18 protein-coding genes are annotated in these 21,165 nt (G+C 70.0%); 9 read left to right on the top strand and 9 right to left on the bottom strand.

From position 1 onward, the window contains the following. Positions 1 to 87 precede the first annotated feature (87 nt). Positions 88 to 3,129, bottom strand: coding sequence for an excinuclease ABC subunit UvrA (gene uvrA / locus ACIBK5_RS17015; protein WP_399020361.1), 3,042 nt, complete (start codon positions 3,127 to 3,129; stop codon positions 88 to 90). A 222-nt stretch (positions 3,130 to 3,351) separates the two neighbouring features. On the opposite strand from uvrA, the gene ACIBK5_RS17020 reads away from it, so the two are divergent. The 5 genes from ACIBK5_RS17020 (at position 3,352) to ACIBK5_RS17040 (ending at position 7,569) form a co-directional block, all read left to right on the top strand. Continuing rightward, positions 3,352 to 4,041, top strand: a complete 690-nt coding sequence (locus tag ACIBK5_RS17020) for a maleylpyruvate isomerase family mycothiol-dependent enzyme (RefSeq protein WP_399020363.1) — start codon at positions 3,352 to 3,354, stop codon at positions 4,039 to 4,041. A gap of 50 nt (positions 4,042 to 4,091) precedes the next feature. Beyond that, positions 4,092 to 4,748, top strand: coding sequence for an MBL fold metallo-hydrolase (locus tag ACIBK5_RS17025; RefSeq protein WP_399020365.1), 657 nt, complete (start codon positions 4,092 to 4,094; stop codon positions 4,746 to 4,748). Between the two features lie 300 nt (positions 4,749 to 5,048). Then, entirely contained in the window at positions 5,049 to 5,921 is an 873-nt protein-coding gene (locus ACIBK5_RS17030) for an ABC transporter substrate-binding protein (RefSeq protein ID WP_399020367.1), read from the top strand. Then, positions 5,918 to 6,820 (top strand): amino acid ABC transporter permease, encoded by a 903-nt coding sequence (locus ACIBK5_RS17035; protein WP_399020369.1) that lies wholly within the window; start codon positions 5,918 to 5,920, stop codon positions 6,818 to 6,820. The genes ACIBK5_RS17030 and ACIBK5_RS17035 overlap by 4 nt, the downstream gene beginning before the upstream one ends. Further along, positions 6,817 to 7,569 (top strand): amino acid ABC transporter ATP-binding protein, encoded by a 753-nt coding sequence (locus ACIBK5_RS17040; RefSeq protein WP_399020371.1) that lies wholly within the window; start codon positions 6,817 to 6,819, stop codon positions 7,567 to 7,569. Before ACIBK5_RS17035 ends, ACIBK5_RS17040 begins: the two co-directional genes overlap by 4 nt. Positions 7,570 to 7,653: 84 nt before the next feature. Here ACIBK5_RS17040 and aroQ read toward each other — a convergent pair whose 3' ends face one another. Then, positions 7,654 to 8,127: a type II 3-dehydroquinate dehydratase gene (aroQ, locus tag ACIBK5_RS17045; protein WP_382828053.1), complete on the bottom strand. Its 474-nt coding sequence runs from the start codon at positions 8,125 to 8,127 to the stop codon at positions 7,654 to 7,656. Positions 8,128 to 8,230: 103 nt separating this feature from the next. Between aroQ and ACIBK5_RS17050 the strand changes: the two genes are divergently transcribed. Together ACIBK5_RS17050 and ACIBK5_RS17055 are read left to right on the top strand one after the other, a co-directional pair. Beyond that, positions 8,231 to 9,277, top strand: a complete 1,047-nt coding sequence (locus tag ACIBK5_RS17050; protein ID WP_399020373.1) for a S66 peptidase family protein — start codon at positions 8,231 to 8,233, stop codon at positions 9,275 to 9,277. A gap of 93 nt (positions 9,278 to 9,370) precedes the next feature. After that, the gene (locus ACIBK5_RS17055; RefSeq protein ID WP_399020375.1) at positions 9,371 to 10,669 is read left to right on the top strand and encodes an MFS transporter; all 1,299 of its coding nucleotides are present in this window, start codon (positions 9,371 to 9,373) and stop codon (positions 10,667 to 10,669) included. Here the strand turns inward: ACIBK5_RS17055 and ACIBK5_RS17060 are convergent. The 7 genes from ACIBK5_RS17060 to ACIBK5_RS17090 form a co-directional block, all read right to left on the bottom strand. Continuing rightward, complete coding sequence (locus ACIBK5_RS17060) at positions 10,659 to 11,759, bottom strand: calcium:proton antiporter (RefSeq protein WP_399020376.1); 1,101 nt, start codon at positions 11,757 to 11,759, stop codon at positions 10,659 to 10,661. The genes ACIBK5_RS17055 and ACIBK5_RS17060 overlap by 11 nt on opposite strands. A 63-nt stretch (positions 11,760 to 11,822) precedes the next feature. Then, entirely contained in the window at positions 11,823 to 12,125 is a 303-nt protein-coding gene (locus ACIBK5_RS17065) for a hypothetical protein (RefSeq protein ID WP_399020378.1), read from the bottom strand. A gap of 130 nt (positions 12,126 to 12,255) precedes the next feature. Next, positions 12,256 to 13,257, bottom strand: a complete 1,002-nt coding sequence (locus ACIBK5_RS17070; RefSeq protein WP_399020380.1) for a TerC/Alx family metal homeostasis membrane protein — start codon at positions 13,255 to 13,257, stop codon at positions 12,256 to 12,258. 224 nt (positions 13,258 to 13,481) lie between these two features. Next, positions 13,482 to 15,503: a TerD family protein gene (locus ACIBK5_RS17075; protein WP_399020382.1), complete on the bottom strand. Its 2,022-nt coding sequence runs from the start codon at positions 15,501 to 15,503 to the stop codon at positions 13,482 to 13,484. An 80-nt stretch (positions 15,504 to 15,583) separates the two neighbouring features. After that, complete coding sequence (locus ACIBK5_RS17080) at positions 15,584 to 16,162, bottom strand: TerD family protein (RefSeq protein WP_399020383.1); 579 nt, start codon at positions 16,160 to 16,162, stop codon at positions 15,584 to 15,586. Between the two features lie 139 nt (positions 16,163 to 16,301). After that, entirely contained in the window at positions 16,302 to 18,449 is a 2,148-nt protein-coding gene (gene uvrB / locus ACIBK5_RS17085) for an excinuclease ABC subunit UvrB (protein WP_399020385.1), read from the bottom strand. Between the two features lie 40 nt (positions 18,450 to 18,489). Further along, complete coding sequence (locus ACIBK5_RS17090; RefSeq protein ID WP_399020387.1) at positions 18,490 to 19,362, bottom strand: MHYT domain-containing protein; 873 nt, start codon at positions 19,360 to 19,362, stop codon at positions 18,490 to 18,492. Positions 19,363 to 19,647: 285 nt separating this feature from the next. Between ACIBK5_RS17090 and ACIBK5_RS17095 the strand changes: the two genes are divergently transcribed. Together ACIBK5_RS17095 and ACIBK5_RS17100 are read left to right on the top strand one after the other, a co-directional pair. Next, positions 19,648 to 20,520, top strand: coding sequence for a glycerophosphodiester phosphodiesterase (locus ACIBK5_RS17095; RefSeq protein WP_399020388.1), 873 nt, complete (start codon positions 19,648 to 19,650; stop codon positions 20,518 to 20,520). Between the two features lie 82 nt (positions 20,521 to 20,602). After that, on the top strand, positions 20,603 to 21,157 hold the full coding sequence (locus tag ACIBK5_RS17100; RefSeq protein WP_399020389.1) for a methylated-DNA--[protein]-cysteine S-methyltransferase: 555 nt from the start codon (positions 20,603 to 20,605) through the stop codon (positions 21,155 to 21,157). Positions 21,158 to 21,165: the final 8 nt, after the last annotated feature.

A 21,165-nucleotide genomic window follows, 5' to 3' on the forward strand; every position in this document is an offset into this window, starting at 1 on the left:
CCCCCCGGCCCCCCCGGCCCCCCCCCCCCCCCCCCCCCCCCCCCCCCCGCGCCGGCCCCCCCCCCCCCCGCCGGGCGGCCGCGGCCCTCAGTCCTTGGTCGTCCGCGTCGTCTTCTTCGCGGCGGCCTTCGTGGTCTTGGTGGCCTTGGTGGTCTTGGTCGCCGCCTTCTTTGTGGCGGTGCTGTTGACCCTCTTGGTGGCGGTCTTCTTCGCCGGGGCCTGCGCCGCGACCGTCTTCTTCGCCGCCGTCCGGCGCGGTGCCGGCACCGAAGACGCGTCGCTGATGCGGTCGGCGCCCAGGACCTCCTGGAGGAACTTGCCGGTGTGGCTGGTCGGGACCGCGGCGACCTGCTCGGGCGTGCCCTCGGCGACCACCAGGCCACCGCCGGCGCCGCCCTCGGGGCCCATGTCGACGATCCAGTCGGCGGTCTTGATCACGTCGAGGTTGTGCTCGATGACGATGACCGTGTTGCCCTTGTCGACCAGTCCGGACAGGACCGTCAGCAGCTTGCTGATGTCCTCGAAGTGCAGACCGGTGGTCGGCTCGTCCAGGACGTAGACCGTGCGGCCGGTGGAGCGGCGCTGGAGCTCGCTGGCGAGCTTGACGCGCTGGGCCTCACCGCCGGACAGGGTGGTCGCGGACTGGCCGAGCCGGACGTAGCCGAGGCCGACGTCCTTCAGGGTCTTCATATGGCGGGAGATCGCGGGGACCGCCTCGAAGAACTCCGTGGCCTCCTCGATCGGCATGTTCAGGACGTCGGCGATGGACTTGCCCTTGTAGTGGACCTCCAGGGTCTCCCGGTTGTACCGGGCGCCGTGGCAGACCTCGCACGGGACGTACACGTCCGGGAGGAAGTTCATCTCGATCTTGATGGTGCCGTCGCCCGAGCAGTTCTCGCAGCGGCCGCCCTTGACGTTGAAGGAGAAGCGGCCGGGCAGGTAGCCGCGGACCTTCGCCTCGGTGGTCTCGGCGAACAGCTTGCGGATGTGGTCGAAGACGCCGGTGTAGGTGGCCGGGTTGGAGCGCGGGGTGCGGCCGATGGGCGACTGGTCGACGTGCACGACCTTGTCGACGAGATCGTCGCCGTCCACGCGTGTGTGCCGCCCGGGCACGTTCCTCGCGCCGTTCAGCTCACGGGCCAGGTGCGTGTACAGGATGTCGTTGACCAGGGTCGACTTGCCGGAGCCGGACACACCGGTGACGGCGGTGAGCACGCCCAGCGGGAAGGACACGTCGATGTCCTGGAGGTTGTTCTCCCGGGCGCCGTGCACCGTGAGCTGCCGGGACGGGTCCAGCGGGCGCCGGATGTCGGGCAACGGGATGGCCTTCTTGCCGGACAGGTACAGACCGGTCTGGGAGTCGGCGTTGGCGAGCAGTTCCTTCAGGGATCCGCTGTGCACGACCTTGCCGCCGTGCTCACCGGCGCCGGGGCCGATGTCGACGATCCAGTCGGCGGTCTTGATGGTGTCCTCGTCGTGCTCGACGACGATGAGCGTGTTGCCCATGTCGCGCAGCCGGACCAGGGTCTCGATCAGGCGGTGGTTGTCGCGCTGGTGCAGACCGATGGACGGCTCGTCGAGGACGTACAGGACGCCGACAAGGCCGGAGCCGATCTGGGTGGCCAGGCGGATGCGCTGGGCCTCGCCGCCGGAGAGGGTGCCGGCCGCGCGGTTCAGCGAGAGGTAGTCCAGGCCGACGTCGACGAGGAACCGCAGCCGTTCGTTGACCTCCTTCAGCACGCGCTCGGCGATCTTCTTGTCGCGGGCGGTGAGCTTCAGCTCGCCCAGGAAGTCCGCGCAGTCGCTGATCGACATCGCGGAGACCTCGGCGATGGACCTGTCCATGATCGTGACCGCGAGGACGATCGGCTTCAGACGCGTGCCCTCACAGGTGGGGCAGGGCACCTCGCGCATATAGCCCTCGAAGCGCTCACGGCTGGAGTCGCTCTCGGCCTCGCTGTGCCGGCGCTTGACGAAGGGGATGGCGCCCTCGAAGGCCGTGGTGTACCGGCGCTCGCGTCCGTAGCGGTTGCGGTAGCGGACCTCGACCTGGGTCTTGTGGCCGTGGAGCAGGGCCTTCTTGGCGCGCTGCGGCAGACCCGCGAAGGGAATGTCCGTACGGAAGCCCAGCGCGTCGGCCAGGGCGCCGATGAGGCGGCCGAAGTAGTCCTTGGTGTGGCCGTGCGACCAGGGGTGGATGGCGCCTTCGTCGAGGCTCTTGTCCTCGTCCGGGACGATCAGCTCCGCGTCGACCTCCATGCGCGTGCCGATGCCGGAGCAGTCCGGGCAGGCACCGAAGGGCGAGTTGAAGGAGAAGGAGCGGGGCTCCAGCTCCTCGAACGAGAGGTCGTCGTACGGGCAGTACAGGTGCTCCGAGTACATGCGCTCGCGCTCGGGGTCGTCCTCGGGGAGGTCGACGAAGTCGAGCACGACCATGCCGCCGGACAGGCCGAGGGCGGTCTCCACGGAGTCGGTGAGGCGGCGCTTGGCACCGTCCTTGACCGTGAGGCGGTCGACGACCACCTCGATGGTGTGCTTCTCCTGCTTCTTCAGCGTCGGCGGGTTCGACAGCTGGATGGTCTCGCCGTCCACACGCGCGCGGGAGTAGCCCTTGGTCTGGAGCTCGGCGAAGAGATCGACGAACTCCCCCTTGCGCTCGCGCACCAGCGGCGACAGCACCTGGAAGCGGCTGCCCTCCGGCAGCTCCAGGACCTTGTCGACGATGGCCTGCGGCGACTGGCGGGAGATCGGGCGGCTGCACTCGGGGCAGTGCGGCTTGCCGATGCGCGCGAAGAGCAGGCGCAGGTAGTCGTAGACCTCGGTGATGGTGCCGACCGTGGAGCGCGGGTTGCGCGAGGTCGACTTCTGGTCGATGGAGACCGCCGGGGAGAGGCCCTCGATGAAGTCGACGTCCGGCTTGTCCATCTGGCCGAGGAACTGCCGGGCGTAGGAGGAGAGCGACTCCACGTAGCGCCGCTGTCCCTCGGCGAAGATGGTGTCGAAGGCCAGCGAGGACTTGCCCGACCCCGACAGGCCCGTGAAGACGATGAGCGAGTCGCGCGGGAGGTCGAGCGAGACGTTCTTGAGGTTGTGCTCGCGCGCTCCACGAACGATGAGACGGTCGGCCACGCCGGTCCGCACCTTTCTTGAGAGAAGTGACAGGGGCGGGGCCCCCGTCTTTCTCAGACTAGGGGGAGCCACTGACAACGCCGGTCGGATTCACGGGTTGCCAACAAACCCCGGCTCTCCAGCATGCCCGACGTCACGTCCGACCATATAGCACGTGCATTCGATTTACGGCACTCGTTCACCACCTTCACCCAAAGGTGTGGCGGAGCTAGGGTCAGCACCATGATTGATCACGGTCATGACCTGGCGTCTGTACATGACGCTACGGAACGGCTGCTCATCGCAGTCGGCAAACTGGACAACGCGTCTGTGACGCAGCCGTCACGGCTTCCCGGCTGGACCCGGGGCCATGTCCTCGCCCACCTCGCCCGCAACGCGGACGCCCTCGTGAACGTCCTCGAGGGGCGTCCCATGTACGTCTCCGGCGAGGCCCGGGACACCGACATCGAGCGGGACGCCCCGCGCGCCCTCGACATCCAGCTGGCCGACCTGCGCGACAGCGCGGCCCGCTTCCAGGAGACCGGGGCCGCTCCGGCGGACTGGTCGCGCACGGTGGAGCTGCGCAACGGGGTCACGGACTCCGCGTCCCGGGTGCCGTTCCGGCGCTGGGTGGAGGTGGAGCTGCATCACGCGGACCTGGGCATCGGATACGAGCTGGAGGATCTGCCGGCGGAGTTCGCCGAGCGGGAGATCGTCTTCCTGGCCGACCGGTTCGCCGGGCATCCCGACGTACCGCCCACGCGCCTCACGGACGGCACGCGCGCGTGGAGCACCGGGCGGCGGTCCGGAGACGGACCCGAGGTGACCGTCACCGGTCCCCCGGCCGATCTGCTGGGCTGGCTCGCGGGCCGCCGTGCCGGATCCGGCCTGACGGTGGCCGGCGGCCCGCTTCCGGCGCTGCCCCCGCTCTAGGTCCCGGAGCTCCGGGACCGTGGCCACTCCCCCGCTATAGGCTGGCGGACATGACGTACAGCGGAGAGGTGACGGTCGGCGGGCCCGCCGACGTCCATGAGCTCAAGGACCTGATGATCACCAAGATCGCGGTCGGTCCCATGAACAACAATGCCTATCTGCTGCGCTGCCGGGCCACGGACGAGCAGTTGCTGATCGACGCCGCGAACGAGGCGGACACGCTGCTCGGCATGATCGGTGGCGACGGCATCGCGTCCGTCGTCACCACCCACCAGCACGGCGACCACTGGCAGGCGCTCGCCGAGGTCGTGGCGGCCACCGGCGCCCGCACGTACGCGGGCCGGGACGACGCCGAGGGCATCCCCGTACGGACCGACGTGCTGGTCGACGACGGCGACACGATCCGGGTGGGGCGCGTGGAACTCACCGCGCGCCACCTGGTCGGGCACACGCCCGGCTCGATCGCCCTCGTCTACGACGACCCGCACGGGCATCCCCATGTGTTCACCGGGGACTGCCTGTTCCCCGGCGGTGTGGGCAACACCCACAAGGACCCCAAGGCGTTCGCCAGCCTCCTCCACGATGTCGAGACCAGGATCTTCGACGTCCTCCCGGACGAGACGTGGGTCTACCCGGGGCACGGCAACGACACGACACTGGGCACGGAGCGCCCGCAGCTTCCGGAGTGGCACGCGCGCGGGTGGTGAAGTGCCGCGTCGGGGCAATGAAGTGCCACGTCGGGGCGCGTGAGCCGCGCACGCGCCCCGTGTGAACGCTTCACACACGCCGGTGCCGTGCGCGCGCTCCCGGTGCGCGTAGCTGCGCAGTCAACTGGTGGGAGCCCCGCGCAGGATGACGACTCCTGGGCGGATGGGCCGCCGGCCTGTCGATCCCCGCCCTCGGCCGGCGGCCCCGGCTGTTCACGAGATTGCAACACCCGTTCCCACCATGCGGAACATGTCGCCGTGACCTCGACAAACGGGTCTGTCGGCTGCCAATCTCCCGCCATGCATCCTGCCCCGCGCGCCCTGCGCCGCGCTGCCGCCGTCGTCGCTCTTCTCGCCGCCGCCGTGAGCTGTGCTCCGCAGCCGGAGGCATCGGACCGGCCGTCGGCGTCCGGCGGAGACACCTGCGAGAAGGGCAAGTTGGCCACCGAGAACTCGGGCAAGCTGACCATCGCCACCGACGAGCCTGCCTACGAGCCCTGGTTCAAGGATGACGACCCCGCGAGTGGCAAGGGCTTCGAGTCGGCGGTCGCGTACGCCGTCGCCGAGCGGCTCGGGTACGGCAAGGACAAGGTCGCCTGGCAGACCGTCCCGTTCAACAAGGCCTTCGCACCTGGCGAGAAGACCTTCGACTTCGACATCAACCAGGTGTCCGTCAGCGCGGAACGCAAGAGGGCCGTGGACTTCTCGTCCGGCTACTACGACGTCCGCCAGGCCGTCGTCGCGCTGAAGGGCTCCAAGGCCGCGAAGGCGAAGAGCGTCGCCGACCTGAAGGACGTGAAGCTGGGCGCCCAGGTAGGCACCACCAGCCTCGACTACATCGACGACGTGGTGAAGCCGAAGCAGGCGGCGGCCGTCTTCGGCAAGAACGACCAGGCCAAGTCCGCGCTGAAGAACGGCCAGGTCGGCGCCATCGTCGTGGACCTGCCGACCGCCTTCTACATCACCGGAGCCGAGATCACGGACGCGACGATCGTCGGCCAGTTCGAGAACCAGGGCGGTACGCCGGAGCAGTTCGGCCTCGTGCTCGACAAGGGCAGCGCGCTCACCCCCTGCGTCTCGCGGGCCGTGGACGCACTGCGCGAGGACGGCACACTCGCGAAGCTCGAGCAGCGGTGGCTGTCTGACGCCGTCGACGCCCCGGTGCTCAAGTGACGTTGAACAAGGCGGAGCCGGCGGAGGGCTCCGGCGAGCACGACGCGCCGGACGGGTACGTCCCGTCGCGGCGGCGCCTGGACCGTGAGCGCTACAAGCGCGCCCGCGCCCGGCGTGCCACCGCGATCGGCGCGCTCTCGACCCTCGTCACCGGAGCGGTCCTCTACCTGGTCGTCGTCAACGCCCCGGGCTGGCCGCGCACCAAGGAGACCTTCTTCGACTGGGGGTACGCGCGTGAGGCGTTCCCGAAGGTCCTCGAGGGGCTGTGGCTGAACGTCCGGCTGCTGCTGGTCTGCGGTGCCGCGGTGCTCGTCCTCGGCATGCTGATCGCCGTCGCGCGTACTTTGCGCGGCCCGGTGTTCTTTCCGCTGCGCTTCCTGGCCGCCGCCTACACGGACTTCTTCCGGGGGCTGCCGCTCATCATCAACCTGATGATCGTGGTCCTCGGCGTCCCGGCGCTGCGGCTCCAGGGGGTGACCGTCGACCCGGTCCTCCTGGGCGGCACCGCGCTCACCCTGACGTACTCGGCGTACGTCGCCGAGGTGTTCCGCGCCGGCATCGAGTCCGTGCATCCCTCGCAGCGCGCCGCGGCCCGCTCGCTCGGGCTCAGCAACCGGCAGGCGCTGCGCCACGTGGTACTGCCGCAGGCGGTACGGCGTCAGGTGCCGCCGCTGCTGAACGACCTGGCGTCGCTCCAGAAGGACACCGGGCTCGTCTCGATCGGCGGTGCGGTGGACGCCGTACGGGCCGCCGACATCATCGTGGGCCGCAGCCTCAACTACACGCCGTACATCGTCGCGGGTCTGGTCTTCGTCGCGCTGACCATCCCCATGACCCGCTTCACGGACTGGGTGACGGCACGGATGGACCGCCGGCGGGCCCAGGGAGGAACCACATGAGCGAGACGCCCGTGCTGCGCATGGAGTCCGTCCGCAAGACCTTCGGCGGCTCGGTCGTCCTGCGGGACGTCGATCTGGAGCTGGCCCCGCACACGGTCACCGCGCTGATCGGCGCCTCCGGCTCCGGCAAGTCCACGCTGCTGCGATGCGCGAACCTGCTGGAGGAGATCGACGACGGGGCGATCTGGCTGGACGACGAGGAGATCACCGACCCGCGCATCGACCAGGACGCCGTACGCCGCCGGATCGGCGTGGTCTTCCAGTCGTACAACCTCTTCCCGCACATGACGGTCCTGGAGAACATCACACTCGCTCCGCGCCGGGTGCACGGCCTGCCCCGTGCCGAGGCCGAGGCACGCGCGCGTGAGCTGCTGGAGCGGCTGGGTCTGGGCGGGAAGGCGGGCGAGTACCCGGACCGGCTGAGCGGCGGGCAGCAGCAACGGGTGGCGATCGTGCGTGCCCTGGCCGTACGCCCCAGGCTGCTGCTCCTCGACGAGATCACCGCCGCCCTCGATCCCGAGCTGGTGGGCGAGGTCCTCACCGTCGTCCGGGACCTGAAGGACGAGGGCATGACCATGGTGCTGGCCACGCACGAGATGGGCTTCGCACGGGAGGTCGCCGACCAGGTGTGCTTCCTGGAGGGCGGCGTGGTGCTGGAGCGCGGCACCGCCGAGCAGGTCTTCGGGGAACCGCGGCAGGAGCGCACACAGCGCTTCCTGCGGCGGATCGTGGAGGCGGGGCGGCTGTAGTCGGGGCGAGGCGGGTGTAGTCGGAGCGAGGCGGGTGTAAGGGGCGCCCGCCATGGCGTTCGGGGCTTACATCGCGGGCAGGGTCTAGGTGTCGGCCTGTCCCGCTCCCGCCAGCGCGGCGACGCGCTCCACCCCGAACACATAGCCCTGGACTCCGCAGCCCGCGATGACTCCGTCGGCGCGCAGCGAGACGTAGGAGTGGTGCCGGAACGACTCGCGCTTGTGGATGTTGGAGATGTGGACCTCCAGCACCGGCATGCCGTCACAGGTGTTGAGGGCGTCCAGGATGGCGACGGAGGTGTGCGAGTAGGCCCCCGGGTTGATCACGATGCCGCAGTGGTTCAGCCGCGCCTCGTGGATCCAGTCCACCAGTTCGCCCTCGTGGTTGGACTGGCGGAAGTCGACCGTACCGCCGTGGGCGGCCGCCGCCTTGGCGCACAGGGCCTCCACGTCGGCGAGGGTGTCGGAGCCGTAGATCTCCGGCTGACGCTGGCCGAGCAGGTTCAGATTGGGGCCGTTGAGGATCATGATCGGGGCGTTGGCCAGGGTGCGGGGCACGGTTCCTCCGGTCCGTTCAGGGTCGGGCGGCCCGTGACGGACCGCTGCTCGGACCCGGTTTATCACGGTGCGCCGACATCGCGCCGGGCCGTAGCCTCCGGCCATGACGAGCCTCTCCTACCCGCCCAAGCCGTCGCCCGGTGACCGTATCGCCGTGATCTCGCCCTCCTCCGGTCTGCCGGGGCTCTTCCCGCTCCCCTACGAGCTGGGTCTGGAGCGGCTGCGCAAGGAGTTCGGGCTGGAGCCGGTCGAGTATCCGGCGACTCGCAGTATGGGCTCCTCACCCCGGGAGCGGGCCGACGACATCCACGCCGCCTTCGCCGACCCGGACATCAAGGCGGTGGTCGCGTCGATCGGCGGGGACGACCAGATCACCGTGCTGCCGCTGCTGGACCGGGAGTTGATCCGGGCGAACCCGAAGCCCTTCTTCGGGATGAGCGACAACACCAACCTGCTCGCCTTCCTGCGCAACAGCGGCATCGTCGGCTACCACGGCGGGAGCGTCATGTGCGAGCTGGGGCGTCCCGGTGCCATGCACCCGCAGACCGCCGACTCCCTGCGGGCGGCGCTGTTCAGCTCCGGCCCGTACGAACTGAAGCCCGCCGAGCGGTGGCGTGACGTCGATCGTGACTGGGCGGATCCGGCGACCTTCGACGCCGAACCGGAGACCCGGCCCGGGACCGGCTGGACCTGGATCAACGCCGACCGCGTGGTGGAGGGCCGCAGTTGGGGCGGGTGCCTGGAGATCATCGGGTGGCTGCTGATGGCCGATCGCGAGATCGCGCACGACCCGTCCGAGTACGACGGCGGGGTGCTGCTGCTGGAGACCTCGGAGGACATGCCGAGCGCCATGGAGGTTTTCAGCACCCTGCGCAACATGGGCGAGCGGGGGCTGCTCCAGCGCTTCCCGGCGCTGCTGATGGGCCGCCCGAAGACCTGGTCCTTGGAGCGGCCCAACACCCCGGAGGAGGCCACTCGTTACGCCTCCGACCAGCGTGAGGCGGTCCTGCGCGCCATGCGGACCTACGCTCCCGGCACCACGATCGTCTTCGACGTGGACTTCGGGCACACCGACCCGCAACTGGTGATCCCCTACGGGGGCACCGTGCGCGTGGACGGACCGGCCCGGCGCATCACGGTCACCTACTGAGGGCCCCCGAGCCCCCGCGCGCCCCCGTAACCGGCCGTCACCGTGGGTAGTTGACGCGGCATGCACGACGTACGCACCGTAAGGGCACCCTCCATGCCGCGCCTCGCGGCCGCCTCGCTCGCCGGCACGGCCATCGAGTTCTACGACTTCTTCGTCTACGGGACCGCGGCGGCCCTCATCCTGGGGCCGCTGTTCTTCCCGACCTTCTCGCCGGTGGCCGGGACGCTGGCCGCCTTCGCCACCTTCGGCGTGGGCTTCGTGGCGCGGCCGCTGGGGTCGGTGCTGTTCGGGCACATCGGGGACCGGCGCGGACGACGGCCGGTCCTCGTCGCCTCCCTGCTGCTGACCGGCGCCTCCACGGTCGCGGTCGGCTGTGTGCCGACGTACGACACGATCGGCGTGGCCGCTCCCCTGCTGCTCCTGGTGCTGCGCTTCCTGCAGGGGCTGGGGCTCGGCGGGGAGTGGGGCGGGGCGGTGCTGCTGACGGTGGAGCACGCGCCCGCCGACCGGCGCGGGTTGTGGTCGAGCTTCCCGCAGGTCGGGCCCGCCCTGGGGTTCCTGCTCGCCAACGGTGTGGTGCTGGGGCTGTCGACGACACTGTCCGAGGCAGAGTTCGCCGCATGGGGGTGGCGGGTGCCGTTCTGGGCGGCGGGGGTGCTGGCGATCGTGGGGCTGTGGCTGCGCTCGTCGCTCGCCGAGAGCCCCAGCTTCCTCGAACTCGACGACCACGCGCGCGTGCCGCTGGTCGAGGTCCTGCGCGACCACTGGCGCCTCCTCCTGCTGACCGGCGGGGCGCTCGCGATCGGCTACGCGATCTTCTACGCCGTGACGACCTGGTCCCTCGCCTACGGCACCGAACGGCTCGGGGTGAGCCGAAGCGTCATGCTGACCTGCATCATGGGCGCGGTGCTGGTGAAGGGCGCGCTCACACCGCTGGTGGCGATGCTCGGGGACCGCTACGGCCGACGGCCCATGTGCCTGGCCGGGTGCGCGGCAGCCGCCCTGTGGATGTTCCCGATGGTCGCGCTCCTCGCCACCGGCACGCCGCTGCCGATGTTCCTCGGCTTCCTCGGGGCGATGCTCTCGTTCATCACGATGTTCGCCGTGATCGCCGCGTATCTGCCGGAGCTGTACGAGCCGCGGGTGCGCTGCACCGGCGCCGCCGTCGGCTACAACCTCGGCGGTGTACTCGGAGGCGCGCTCACGCCGATCGTGGCGACCGCGCTCGCCGAGCAGGGCGGGCGGGTGCCCTGGGGCGTGGCCGCGTATCTGACGGCGATCGCACTGTTCAGCCTGGGGTGCTTCGCGCTGCTGCCGGAGACGCGTCCGGTGCCGGTGAAGGCGGGGGCGAAGGCTGAGGCCGGGGCGGAGGCTGAGGCGCCTACGGGTTGATCGCCAGCTCCAGGTACGCCGCGAACAGCACCAGATGGACCCCGCCCTGGAGCGGTGTGGCCCGGCCCGGGACCACCGTCAGGGAGGCCACCACCACGGTCAGGGCGAGCAGCACCATGTGCGTGGCGCCGAGGCCGAGCACCAGCGGGCCGGACAGCCATACGGACGCGAGCGCGACGGCGGGGATGGTCAGGCCGATGCTGGCCATGGCCGAGCCGAGGGCGAGGTTCAGGCTGGTCTGCACACGGTCGCGGCGTGCGGAGCGCAGCGCGGCGATGGTCTCCGGGAGCAGCACCAGCAGCGCGATGATCACACCGACCACGGCCTGGTGCAGCCCGGCGGCCTCCACTCCCGACTCGATGGTGGGCGACACGCCCTTGGCCAGCCCGACGACGCCGATCAGCGCCAGGCCCAGCAGTCCCAGGCTGATCAGGGCGGTACGGGCGGTCGGCGCCGCGGCGTGCTCCTCGGCGGTGATCACGTCGCCCTGCCGGGTGATCGGCAGGAAGTAGTCCCGGTGCCGCACGGTCTGCGTCGCGACGAACAGGCCGTACAGGATCAGCGAGGAAAGCGCCGCGAAGGTCAGCTGGACGGTGGAGAACTCCGGGCCCGGCTTGCTCGTGGTGAACGTCGGCAGGACCAGGCTGAGCGTGGCCAGGGTCGCAACGGTCGCGAGTGCGGCCCCGGTGCCCTCGGGGTTGAAGACGGCCGTGCCGTGCCGCAGCGAGGCGACCAGGAGGCACACGCCGACGATGCCGTTGCAGGTGATCATCACGGCCGCGAAGACCGTGTCGCGGGCCAGTGTCGCGCTCTTGTCCCCGCCGTCGACCATCAGAGTGACGATGAGGGCGACCTCGATGATCGTGACGGCGACGGCTAGAACGAGGGAGCCGAACGGTTCACCGACCCGGTGGGCGACCACCTCGGCGTGGTGGACGGCGGACAGAACAGCCCCCGCCAGGACCAGGGTCACCAGCGCGACGACAGCCGCCGGCAGATCGCGCCCCCAGGTGAGGACCAGCAGCACCGCCGCAAGCACGGGCACAAAGGTCGTCCACTGTGCCGTGAGCGGCCTGCGCCGAGCGATCATGAAGTGATCGTCGCAGAGGTGCGGGGGCCCCGCACTCCGGTCGCGCGGGGCCCGTGCCGGGGGCTACTTGAGCTCGCTCGCGTCCAGGAGGTCGCAGTTGGTGTAGACCCGCTCGCCGATGCAGAGCGCGCCCAGCTGCTCCGCCATCCTGCTGGTCTCGGGGTCGTCGCTGTTGCGCATGGCCTCGTCGAACGACTCGAACTCGATCAGCGCCAGATAGCGGCGGGGGTTGTCGCGGTCCTTCAGAAGGGTGCGGTGCGAGGGGCCGCCCGTCCGGCCGGTGAATCGCTGCCCCGCCTCCTCGAACACCTGCTCCATCTCGTCCAAGCGCTCGGTCTCGAAGTCGATGATCTGCACGAACCTCATGGCACCTCCAGCCGGCCACGGCGCCCCCGGAGCGGGGAACACGCTCAGGAGACAAGCAAGCACCGGGACCGGTGGTCGGCAATTCGCCGACCACCGGTCCCGGTGATGGTTGCTCCTACGTCGGACGGGGTCAGACGTCGATGCTGTCCTTCGGAGCGCTTCCGCTCTGCGTCTGCGCCGCCTCGGCCGCCTCCTGCTTCTTGGAAGCCCGCAGACTGGTGATCGTGGTGACGATCAGGACGGAGCAGATCACACCGAGCGAGACCGGAATGCTGATCTCGGGGACGTGCACCCCGGACTCGTGCAGGGCGTGCAGCACCAGCTTCACGCCGATGAAGCCCAGGATGATCGACAAGCCGTAGCTGAGGTGGACCAGCTTCTTCAGCAGGCCGCCGATGAGGAAGTACAGCTGGCGCAGACCCATCAGGGCGAACGCGTTGGCCGTGAACACGATGTACGGGTCCTGGGTCAGGCCGAAGATCGCGGGGATGGAGTCGAGGGCGAACAGCACGTCGGTGGAGCCGATCGCGAGCATCACGACCAGCATCGGGGTCATGACCCGCTTGCCGTTCTCCTGGATCCACAGCTTGGTGCCGTGGTAGCGGTCGGCCACACCGAACCGGCGCTCGACGGCCTTGAGCAGCTTGTTCTCCTCGAACTCCTCGTCCTCCTCGTCGGCCCGGGCCTCCTGGATGAGCTTCCAGGCGGTCCAGATCAGGAAGGCGCCGAAGATGTAGAACACCCAGGCGAAGCTGGCGAGGATCGCTGCGCCCGCGGCGATGAAGATGGCCCGCAGGACCAGGGCTATGAGGACACCGATCAGGAGAACACGCTGCTGGTACTGCGAGGGCACCGCGAACTTCGCCATGATCAGGACGAAGACGAAGAGGTTGTCGACGCTCAGCGACTTCTCGGTGATGAAGCCCGCGAAGAACTCGCCGGCGGGCTGGCCGCCGCCGAACATGAGCAGACCGAGGCCGAAGAGCGCGGCCAGCACGATCCAGACGACCGTCCAGATCCCGGCTTCCTTGATCGACACGTCGTGCGGTTTGCGGCCGATGAAGAAGTCGACCGCGATCAGGGCGGCGAGGCCCACGATCGTCAGGACCCATAGGGTCACGGAAACATCCACTGCGCCTCCGGCAGTCGTTAACGGCAAATGTCAGCGTCGTCGCTGCCGGAGGTCTCTTCCACCCAAGGATGGGCCGACGCCCCGGGATCTGGCCTGATCCGTATTGACGGGTACGCCGCAGCAGACAGGGAGTACTCCCCTCCGTGCCGACAACAGTACCGCAATCACCAAGAACAGGTAAAGCGCTTGGCAAAAGAAGGATCAAAATCCCAGGTCAGGAGGCTTTACAAGTACTTGGTGCGGGCCGCCGCGACCTGACTGAGCACCTGCTGGAGGACCTCACTGCCGGGCGGCACCAGTGACGGCTCATACGTCCAGGCATGACCGACCCACGGGTCGGCGAGGTGGTCGTCGGGGACGGGCGTCAATCGCAACAGCGAACGCCACAGCGGGTCGAGCAAAGGACCGTATCCGGAGGACTCCTCACGGTCGGCCACCATCATCAGATGGACGCCGAAGGCGGGACCCTCGTCGGCGAGGTAGCGCAGTTGGTTCACGGCACGGTCGTCGAAGCCGTGCGGGAAGTCGTTGACGATCAGCAGCTGCTGCGAGGTGTCGAAGCCGGGCGGCAGGGAGTCGGCGGCACCTCCCCGTACCGCCATCTGCACCAGGTCGACCCGCTGGGTGAGCCGCCCCAGTACGTCCGCCACTCCTGCGGCGCCGAGCGCGGGCGGGGCCGCGAGCACACCGGTCCGCACGAGAGGTGCCAGGGGCTGCGCCCCGGAGCCGGCCGGGTCGATGACATGGACGGTGAACTCGCCAGCCGGATAGACGGCGAGCAGCCGGGCCGCGTGCGCGACCGCCGTCTCCATGGCGAGACGCCTCATGGCGTGCGAGTCGGTGAACGAACCGTCGGACGATCCGCTGTGGCCGCTGTCGATCCACAGGCCGCGCTCCAGCGGCAGCCGGACCAGCATCGGGATACGGATCCGGTCGGCCTCGGGGAGATGGAGGTCGCCCAGGCGCAGCGCCATGGGGATCTCCATCGGCGGCCGGTAGGCATGCCACACCGGGTTGTCCCAGCGGGCATACGCCGGCGGCAGGGCCGGTTCGACGACGTCGGCCTCGGCCGTGAGCTGGGAGAGATCCCGGTCGAGGGCCTCCCTGGCCTGGGCGACGAGCTGTGCGTGCCGGGCGTGGGCCGCCTCACGGGCAGCGTCGCCCTGCCCTCCGATCCGGCTGCGCGGGTCGGACAGGACCTGCTCGAGCTCCTTGTCCATACGGGACTCGGCGAAGTCGACGGCGCTTCGGTAGGCGGCGGTGGTGCGGGCCAGGTCCTCGAACATGCCCCACACCTGGTTGTAGAGCCGCTCCTCCATGGACCAGCCGGTCGCGTCGCCCGCGACGGGCTGGGCGGGCTGCCCGGGGGCGGCAGGGGGTGCGGTGGGCGGCGGCGGGGGCGGAGCGGCGTTCTGGCGGCGCGGATGGCTGTAGTCGATCGGGGCCCCCGCGGTGGGCCCGGACGGCTGGGTGACGGCGGAAGGATCCGGTGCTGGGCCGGAGTACGGCGACTGCGGTGCGGGCTGTCCCGGGACGCTGGGCGGCTGCGCGCCGTACGGGGACGCGGGCGGTACGGGGCCGGGGGCGCCCTGTGGCGCGGTGCCGCCCTGGTCCGGGCCGAGGGCCGGGGCCGCTGTCTGGCGGGAACGGTCGCCGTCCGTGGTGCGCGGCGGGGGTGCCTGCACCGAGCGGGCCAGCCCTCGGGCCACCGCCTCGTCGATGCCTCCCGCGAGCTGCCGGGCCTGGGGCAGGCCCTGGTCGGTGAGGAGTTCGGCGAGGCCGCCCGCATAGCCCTGGCCGACGGCGCGCACCTTCCAGGCGCCCTGCCGGCGGTAGAGCTCCAGGGCGACCACGGCCGACTCGGTGTCCAGGCCGGTGAGGGTGTAACTCGCGATCTCGCCGCCGTCGAGGCCGGTGACGGCGACGAACGGGGCGGCGACGGCACCGAAGCGGACCGGGCCCGCCCCGCCCGCGGGCAGGGCGAGCAGCACACCGACACGGTGGACGGCCTCCGGCAGAGCGTCCAGATCTACCGCGAGGCGGTGGTCGGCGGCGGCCTGCCGGGAGACCTCGAGACCGGGCTGAGTGGGTGCGCCCGGATGGGCCACCCATTCCACGTCGTGGATCCTGCCGCTCTCGTCGCTGAGCGCGGCGGCGGTCACGATCGGTGTGCCGGCCGAGACCCGGATCTCGAGACGGGCCTGGGAGAGCGGGTGGTTCTGCCCCCGCACCAGCTCGGCCGTCATCGCCTTCGTCCCCCCTGTGTCGTTGTGTGCTGTCGTGTGCCGCTCGCCGGCCCGCCCCCGAGCGGCTGCCTCCTGATGCCTTAGAGGACGGGCAGGATCGTCGGCATGAGGTCCTGGAAGGTGCGGCCGTTGGCCGGGTTGCCCAGGGCCGTCATCGACCAGCCCGGGCCCGAGCGGTGCACCTTCGCCATGATCTGGGCCGTGTACTGGCCGCCGCCGGCCAGCGTGTAGCGGGCGAGCTCCTGGCCGTTGGTCTCGTCGACCAGGCGGCAGAACGCGTTCTGCACCTCCTGGAACGTCTGGCCCGTGAAGGAGTTCACGGTGAAGACGATCTGGTCGATGTGGACCGGGACCCGGGAGAGGTCGACGAGGATGGCCTCGTCGTCGCCGCCCTGGCCGACACCGCCGACGAGGTTGTCGCCGGTGTGGCGCACCGAGCCGTCGTCGCTCACCAGGTGGCGGAAGAAGACGACGTCGACCGGCTGCTTGTCCGCGAACAGGACTGCGGAGGCGTCGAGGTCGACCTCACGCGTCCGCGAGCCGAACAGGCCGCGCCGGGGAGCCGCCTGCCAGCCGAGACCCATCCGCACCGCGGTCAGGCTGCCGCCGTCGTTCTTCTGCAGACTGATGGCCTGACCCTTGGTCATGTTGACGGTCACGCGCTGATTCCCCTCTCGAACGTCCCCTGTTGCCGCGCATTCGCGGTTGCCCAGAACCCTACGCAGGGGCACTGACAGTGACGTAGCCCGGTCCGCGCTTTGTGTCGGTGTTGCAACACTGCGCGTACGCGGCCCGCTGTCAGGCCAGACCCGCCTCCTTCATCTGGCGCAGTTCCTTCTTCATCTCGGAGACCTCGTCGCGCAGCCGGGCCGCGATCTCGAACTGGAGGTCCGCGGCGGCGGCCCGCATGCGCGTGGTGAGCTCCTCGATCTGCTCGGTGAGTTCGGCCGCGGGGCGGTCGGTCGGGACCGTCTCCTTGGCCTTGCCCCTGCCCTTGGCCGGCTTGGCCCCGTCGGCGGCCTTGCCGCCCAGGGAGGGCACGGGTGCCTTGGCGCCCCCGCCGTCCTTGCGCCCCTTGCGGTAACCCGAGCCGAGCAGCTGCTCGGTGTCGATGTCCTCGCGGGCGATCTGGGCGACGATGTCGTTGATCTTCTTGCGGAGGGGCTGGGGGTCGATGCCCTGTTCCGTGTTGTACGCGATCTGCTTCTCGCGGCGCCGGTTGGTCTCGTCGATGGCCTTCTCCATCGCCGGGGTGATCTTGTCGGCGTACATGTGGACCTGACCCGAGACGTTGCGCGCGGCGCGGCCGATGGTCTGGATCAGGGAGGTGCCGGAGCGCAGGAAGCCCTCCTTGTCGGCGTCGAGGATCGCCACCAGGGACACCTCGGGCAGGTCGAGGCCCTCCCGCAGGAGGTTGATGCCGACGAGCACGTCGTACTCGCCGGAGCGCAGCTCACGCAGCAGCTCTACGCGGCGCAGGGTGTCGACGTCGCTGTGCAGATAGCGCACCTGGATGCCCAGCTCCAGGAAGTAGTCCGTGAGGTCCTCGGCCATCTTCTTGGTGAGCGTGGTGACCAGGACGCGCTCGTCCTTGTCGGTGCGCGTCCGGATCTCGTGCACCAGGTCGTCGATCTGGCCCTCGGTGGGCTTGACGACGACCTCCGGGTCGATCAGGCCGGTGGGGCGGATGATCTGCTCGACGACGCCGTCCCCGCGGGAGAGCTCGTAGTTTCCGGGGGTCGCCGACAGGTAGACCGTCTGGCCGGTGCGCTCCTGGAACTCCTCCCACTTCAGGGGGCGGTTGTCCAGGGCGGAGGGCAGCCGGAAGCCGTGGTCGACGAGGGTGCGCTTGCGGGAGGCGTCGCCCTCGTACATGGCGCCGATCTGGGGCACCGTGACGTGCGACTCGTCGATGACGAGGAGGAAGTCGTCCGGGAAGTAGTCCAGCAGGGTGTTGGGCGGGGAGCCGGGCAGGCGGCCGTCGAAGTGCATCGAGTAGTTCTCGACGCCGGAGCAGGAGCCGATCTGGCGGAGCATCTCGATGTCGTAGGTGGTGCGCATCCTGAGGCGCTGGGCCTCCAGGAGCTTGCCCTGCTTCTCCAGCTCCGAGAGGCGCTCGCCCAGCTCCTTCTCGATGTCGTTGACCGCCCGCTCCAGGCGCTCGGGCCCCGCGACGTAGTGGGAGGCAGGGAAGACGTACAGCTGCTGGTCGTCGCTGATGATCTCGCCGGTGAGCGGATGGAGGGTCGAGAGCGCCTCGATCTCGTCGCCGAACATCTCGATGCGGACGGCCAGCTCCTCGTAGACCGGGAAGATCTCGATGGTGTCGCCGCGGACGCGGAAGGTGCCGCGCGTGAAGGCCATGTCGTTGCGCGTGTACTGGATGTCCACGAAGCGGCGCAGCAGCTCGTCCCGGTCGAACTCGTCGCCGACCCTGAGGGGGACCATGCGGTCCACGTACTCCTGCGGCGTACCGAGGCCGTAGATGCAGGAGACCGAGGCGACCACCACGACGTCGCGGCGGGTGAGCAGCGAGTTGGTCGCGGAGTGGCGCAGGCGCTCGACCTCCTCGTTGATCGAGGAGTCCTTCTCGATGTAGGTGTCCGACTGCGGGACGTATGCCTCGGGCTGGTAGTAGTCGTAGTACGAGACGAAGTACTCGACGGCGTTGTTCGGGAGCAGCTCGCGGAACTCGTTCGCCAGCTGGGCGGCCAGCGTCTTGTTCGGCGCCATCACGAGTGTGGGGCGCTGAAGCTTCTCGATCATCCACGCGGTGGTGGCGGACTTGCCGGTGCCGGTCGCGCCGAGCAGGACGACGTCCTTCTCGCCTGCCTGGACGCGCCGGGCGAGATCGGCGATGGCCGTCGGCTGGTCGCCGTTCGGCTGGTAGGGGCTGACGACCTCGAAGGGCGCCACCGTGCGTTCGATCTGGGAAACGGGCCGCATGGAATCCACCGTACGACCCCGCACTGACAACGGGCTCCGATCAGCGCTTCTGCGGGGTTCGGGGTCGGCTGTGCTCCACGGGGCGGCGAGGGCGGAACCGCAGCCGGTGCGCGGAGTGCTGGACGGCGCTGCGGGTGTGGGCGGGGATGCCGGGCTTCTGCTCGACGGGGGCGACGGTGGGCTTCCCCATGACCATCAGCGGGTCGAACATCACCACGACGCCCGCGAGCAGGAGGAAGGCGAGCGGGCCGATCAGCATGGGCGCGAGGAGGGCCGCCGGCGACTCTCCCGATGTGGGTTCGCCCGTGCCGTGGAGGTGGACGTCCAGGGCGGCCATGCCGGTGTAGTGCATGCCGCTGACGGCGAGCCCCATGACGAGGCTGGCGCCCACGCTCCACAGGAATCCCCTGACCTGGCCGGCCGCCCACAGTGCTGCGGTGGCGGCACACATGGCGATCGCGACGGAGATGCCGACGGTGACGGTGTTGTACTCGAGCTTCCCGTCAAGCCGCATGCTGGCCATACCGAGGTAGTGCATCGACGCGATGCCCAGGCCGGTGATGGTGCCTCCGGTGAACAGGGCCGTTCCCCGGGCGCCCTTGTAGCCCACGATGAAGACCCCGACGCCCACCATGACGATCGCCACGGCGAGGCTCGCGAAGGTCATGGCCTTGTCGTAGTGGATCGGGGTTTCCTGGACCGTGAACCCCATCATCGCGACGAAGTGCATGGTCCATATGCCGGAGCCGATGGCGGCGGAGCCGAGGACGAGCCAGCCGGGGCGCCACGACTGGGCGACGAGCATGGATCTGGTGGTGCACCGCAGCCCCAGGGCGCCCCCGAGGCAGGCCATGAGGTAGGCCACCAGGGGTGTGACCAGGCCGTAGCTGAATCCGTCGACCGTGCCCTGCATGCGCGGCTGTCCTTCCCGCCCTTTGCGTCCCGGAATTCCTGACGTGCCCCCTCCCAGGACCGCACGAGCGGTCAGGGTTGACGCAGAGAGTATGACTCCCACCGGAATGGTCGAACGACTTTCCGGCAAAGAAACACGGCCTTGCCCCAGTTGTGCGGCACCAGTGAGCGGACTTGGGTCATCTGCGTTCAACCTGTGGCCATCCTGCACCCCTCTCGCGTTGACCCTCTGCTGTCACAGTTGATCTGTCTGTGATGTCGCCGAACGCTCACGCGAGGAGTCCGCATGCACGCGCGCGCTGTCGCCGCCTCCACCACCGCACTCCTGGGGACCGCCGCTCTCCTCGTCCCCGTCTCCCCCGCCGGGGCAGCGGACGCCGGGGTGGTGCCGCTGGTCATCGCCCACCGGGGCGCTTCCGCGTACGCGCCCGAGAACACGCTGGCCGCCGTGGACAAGGCGGCCGAGCTGGGCATCCCGTGGGTGGAGAACGACGTCCAGCAGACCAGGGACGGCGAGCTCGTCGTCGTCCACGACGACAACCTGCGGCGCACCACTGACGTCGAGGAGGTCTTCCCCGGGCGGGCCCCGTGGAAGGTGAAGGACTTCACCGCCGCCGAGATCGCCCGGCTCGACGCGGGCAGTTGGTTCGGCCCCGCCCACGCGGGCGCGCGCGTGCCGACACTGGAGCAGTTCGTGGACCGCGTCGAGCGGCACCGCCAGAAGCTTCTCCTGGAGATCAAGAACCCGGAGCTGTATCCGGGCATAGAGCGCCAGACGCTCAAGGTGCTCAGCAACGAAGGCTGGCTCGACAAGTCGCATCTGGCGGGCCGGCTGATCGTGCAGAGCTTCAGCGCGGACAGCGTGCGGACGGTCCACAAGCTGAAGCCCGGGGTGAAGACCGGCTTCCTGGGGACGCCTCCGGTGTCGGAGCTGTCCTCCTACGCCGGTTTCGCCGACCAGATCAACCCGTCGTACGGCTCGCTCTCCAGGGCGTACGTCTCCGCCGTCCAGGGGTTCGACGGACCGCACGGCGCGCCCATGGAGGTCTTCACCTGGACGGTCGACGACGCGGCCACGGCCCAGCGGGTCGCCCGGTACGGCGTCGACGGGATCATCACCAACAAGCCGGACGTGGTGCGGGAGGCCGTGGGCGGGTGATCCGCCGCCCCGGCGGCCGGCAGCCACCTGCCGGCCCTCCCGCCGCGGCGGCGTTGTCAGTGGTGGGTCGTACGGTGGGCGCATGGACAGCCATGGGCAGGTTGAGCAGCGGGTCGTATGGGGCGTCGTCGACACCGGCATCGGTCCGCTGCTGCTGGCCGCGACCCGCGAGGGTCTGGTCAGCGTCGTGTTCCATGCCACGGACGCGGTGCGGGACCGGGCGGTCGAGCGGCTGGCGTCGCGCCTCGGCACCGAGCCCGTCGAGGCGCCCGGCTCGCCGCTGCTGGCCGAGGCGATACGTCAGGTCGCGGCGTACTTCGCGGGTGAGCGACGCGACTTCGACCTGCCGCTGGACTGGTCGCTGATCTCCGGCTTCAACCGGGAGGTCCTGCGGGAACTGGCCTCGGGCGTGCCGTTCGGCACGGTCGTCGGGTACGGCGATCTGGCCGGGCGGGTCGGTCAGCCGGGCGCCGCGCAGGCCGTGGGCATGGCGATGGGCGCCAATCCGCTGCCGGTGGTGGTGCCCTGCCACAGGGTCGTCGAGAGCGGCGGCGGCATCGGCGGCTTCGGGGGCGGCCTGGAGACCAAGCGGAAGCTGCTCGCCCTGGAGGGAGTCCTGCCCGAGCCTCTCTTCTGAGGTCTTGG

The sequence above is a fragment of the Streptomyces sp. NPDC050546 genome (genome assembly GCF_044457425.1).
In the GTDB taxonomy this organism is placed as follows: Bacteria; Actinomycetota; Actinomycetes; order Streptomycetales; family Streptomycetaceae; genus Streptomyces.

Coding starts and splice junctions, on each gene's coding strand:
- ACIBK5_RS17095 (WP_399020388.1), top strand. CDS start 19,648: ATGCACGCGCGCGCTGTCGCCGCCTCCACCACCGCACTCCTGGGGACC.
- ACIBK5_RS17075 (WP_399020382.1), bottom strand. CDS start 15,503: ATGACGGCCGAGCTGGTGCGGGGGCAGAACCACCCGCTCTCCCAGGCC.
- ACIBK5_RS17055 (WP_399020375.1), top strand. CDS start 9,371: ATGCCGCGCCTCGCGGCCGCCTCGCTCGCCGGCACGGCCATCGAGTTC.
- ACIBK5_RS17030 (WP_399020367.1), top strand. CDS start 5,049: ATGCATCCTGCCCCGCGCGCCCTGCGCCGCGCTGCCGCCGTCGTCGCT.
- uvrB (WP_399020385.1), bottom strand. CDS start 18,449: ATGCGGCCCGTTTCCCAGATCGAACGCACGGTGGCGCCCTTCGAGGTC.
- ACIBK5_RS17025 (WP_399020365.1), top strand. CDS start 4,092: ATGACGTACAGCGGAGAGGTGACGGTCGGCGGGCCCGCCGACGTCCAT.
- ACIBK5_RS17050 (WP_399020373.1), top strand. CDS start 8,231: ATGACGAGCCTCTCCTACCCGCCCAAGCCGTCGCCCGGTGACCGTATC.
- ACIBK5_RS17100 (WP_399020389.1), top strand. CDS start 20,603: ATGGACAGCCATGGGCAGGTTGAGCAGCGGGTCGTATGGGGCGTCGTC.
- ACIBK5_RS17065 (WP_399020378.1), bottom strand. CDS start 12,125: ATGAGGTTCGTGCAGATCATCGACTTCGAGACCGAGCGCTTGGACGAG.
- ACIBK5_RS17040 (WP_399020371.1), top strand. CDS start 6,817: ATGAGCGAGACGCCCGTGCTGCGCATGGAGTCCGTCCGCAAGACCTTC.
- ACIBK5_RS17090 (WP_399020387.1), bottom strand. CDS start 19,362: ATGCAGGGCACGGTCGACGGATTCAGCTACGGCCTGGTCACACCCCTG.
- ACIBK5_RS17060 (WP_399020376.1), bottom strand. CDS start 11,759: ATGATCGCTCGGCGCAGGCCGCTCACGGCACAGTGGACGACCTTTGTG.
- ACIBK5_RS17020 (WP_399020363.1), top strand. CDS start 3,352: ATGATTGATCACGGTCATGACCTGGCGTCTGTACATGACGCTACGGAA.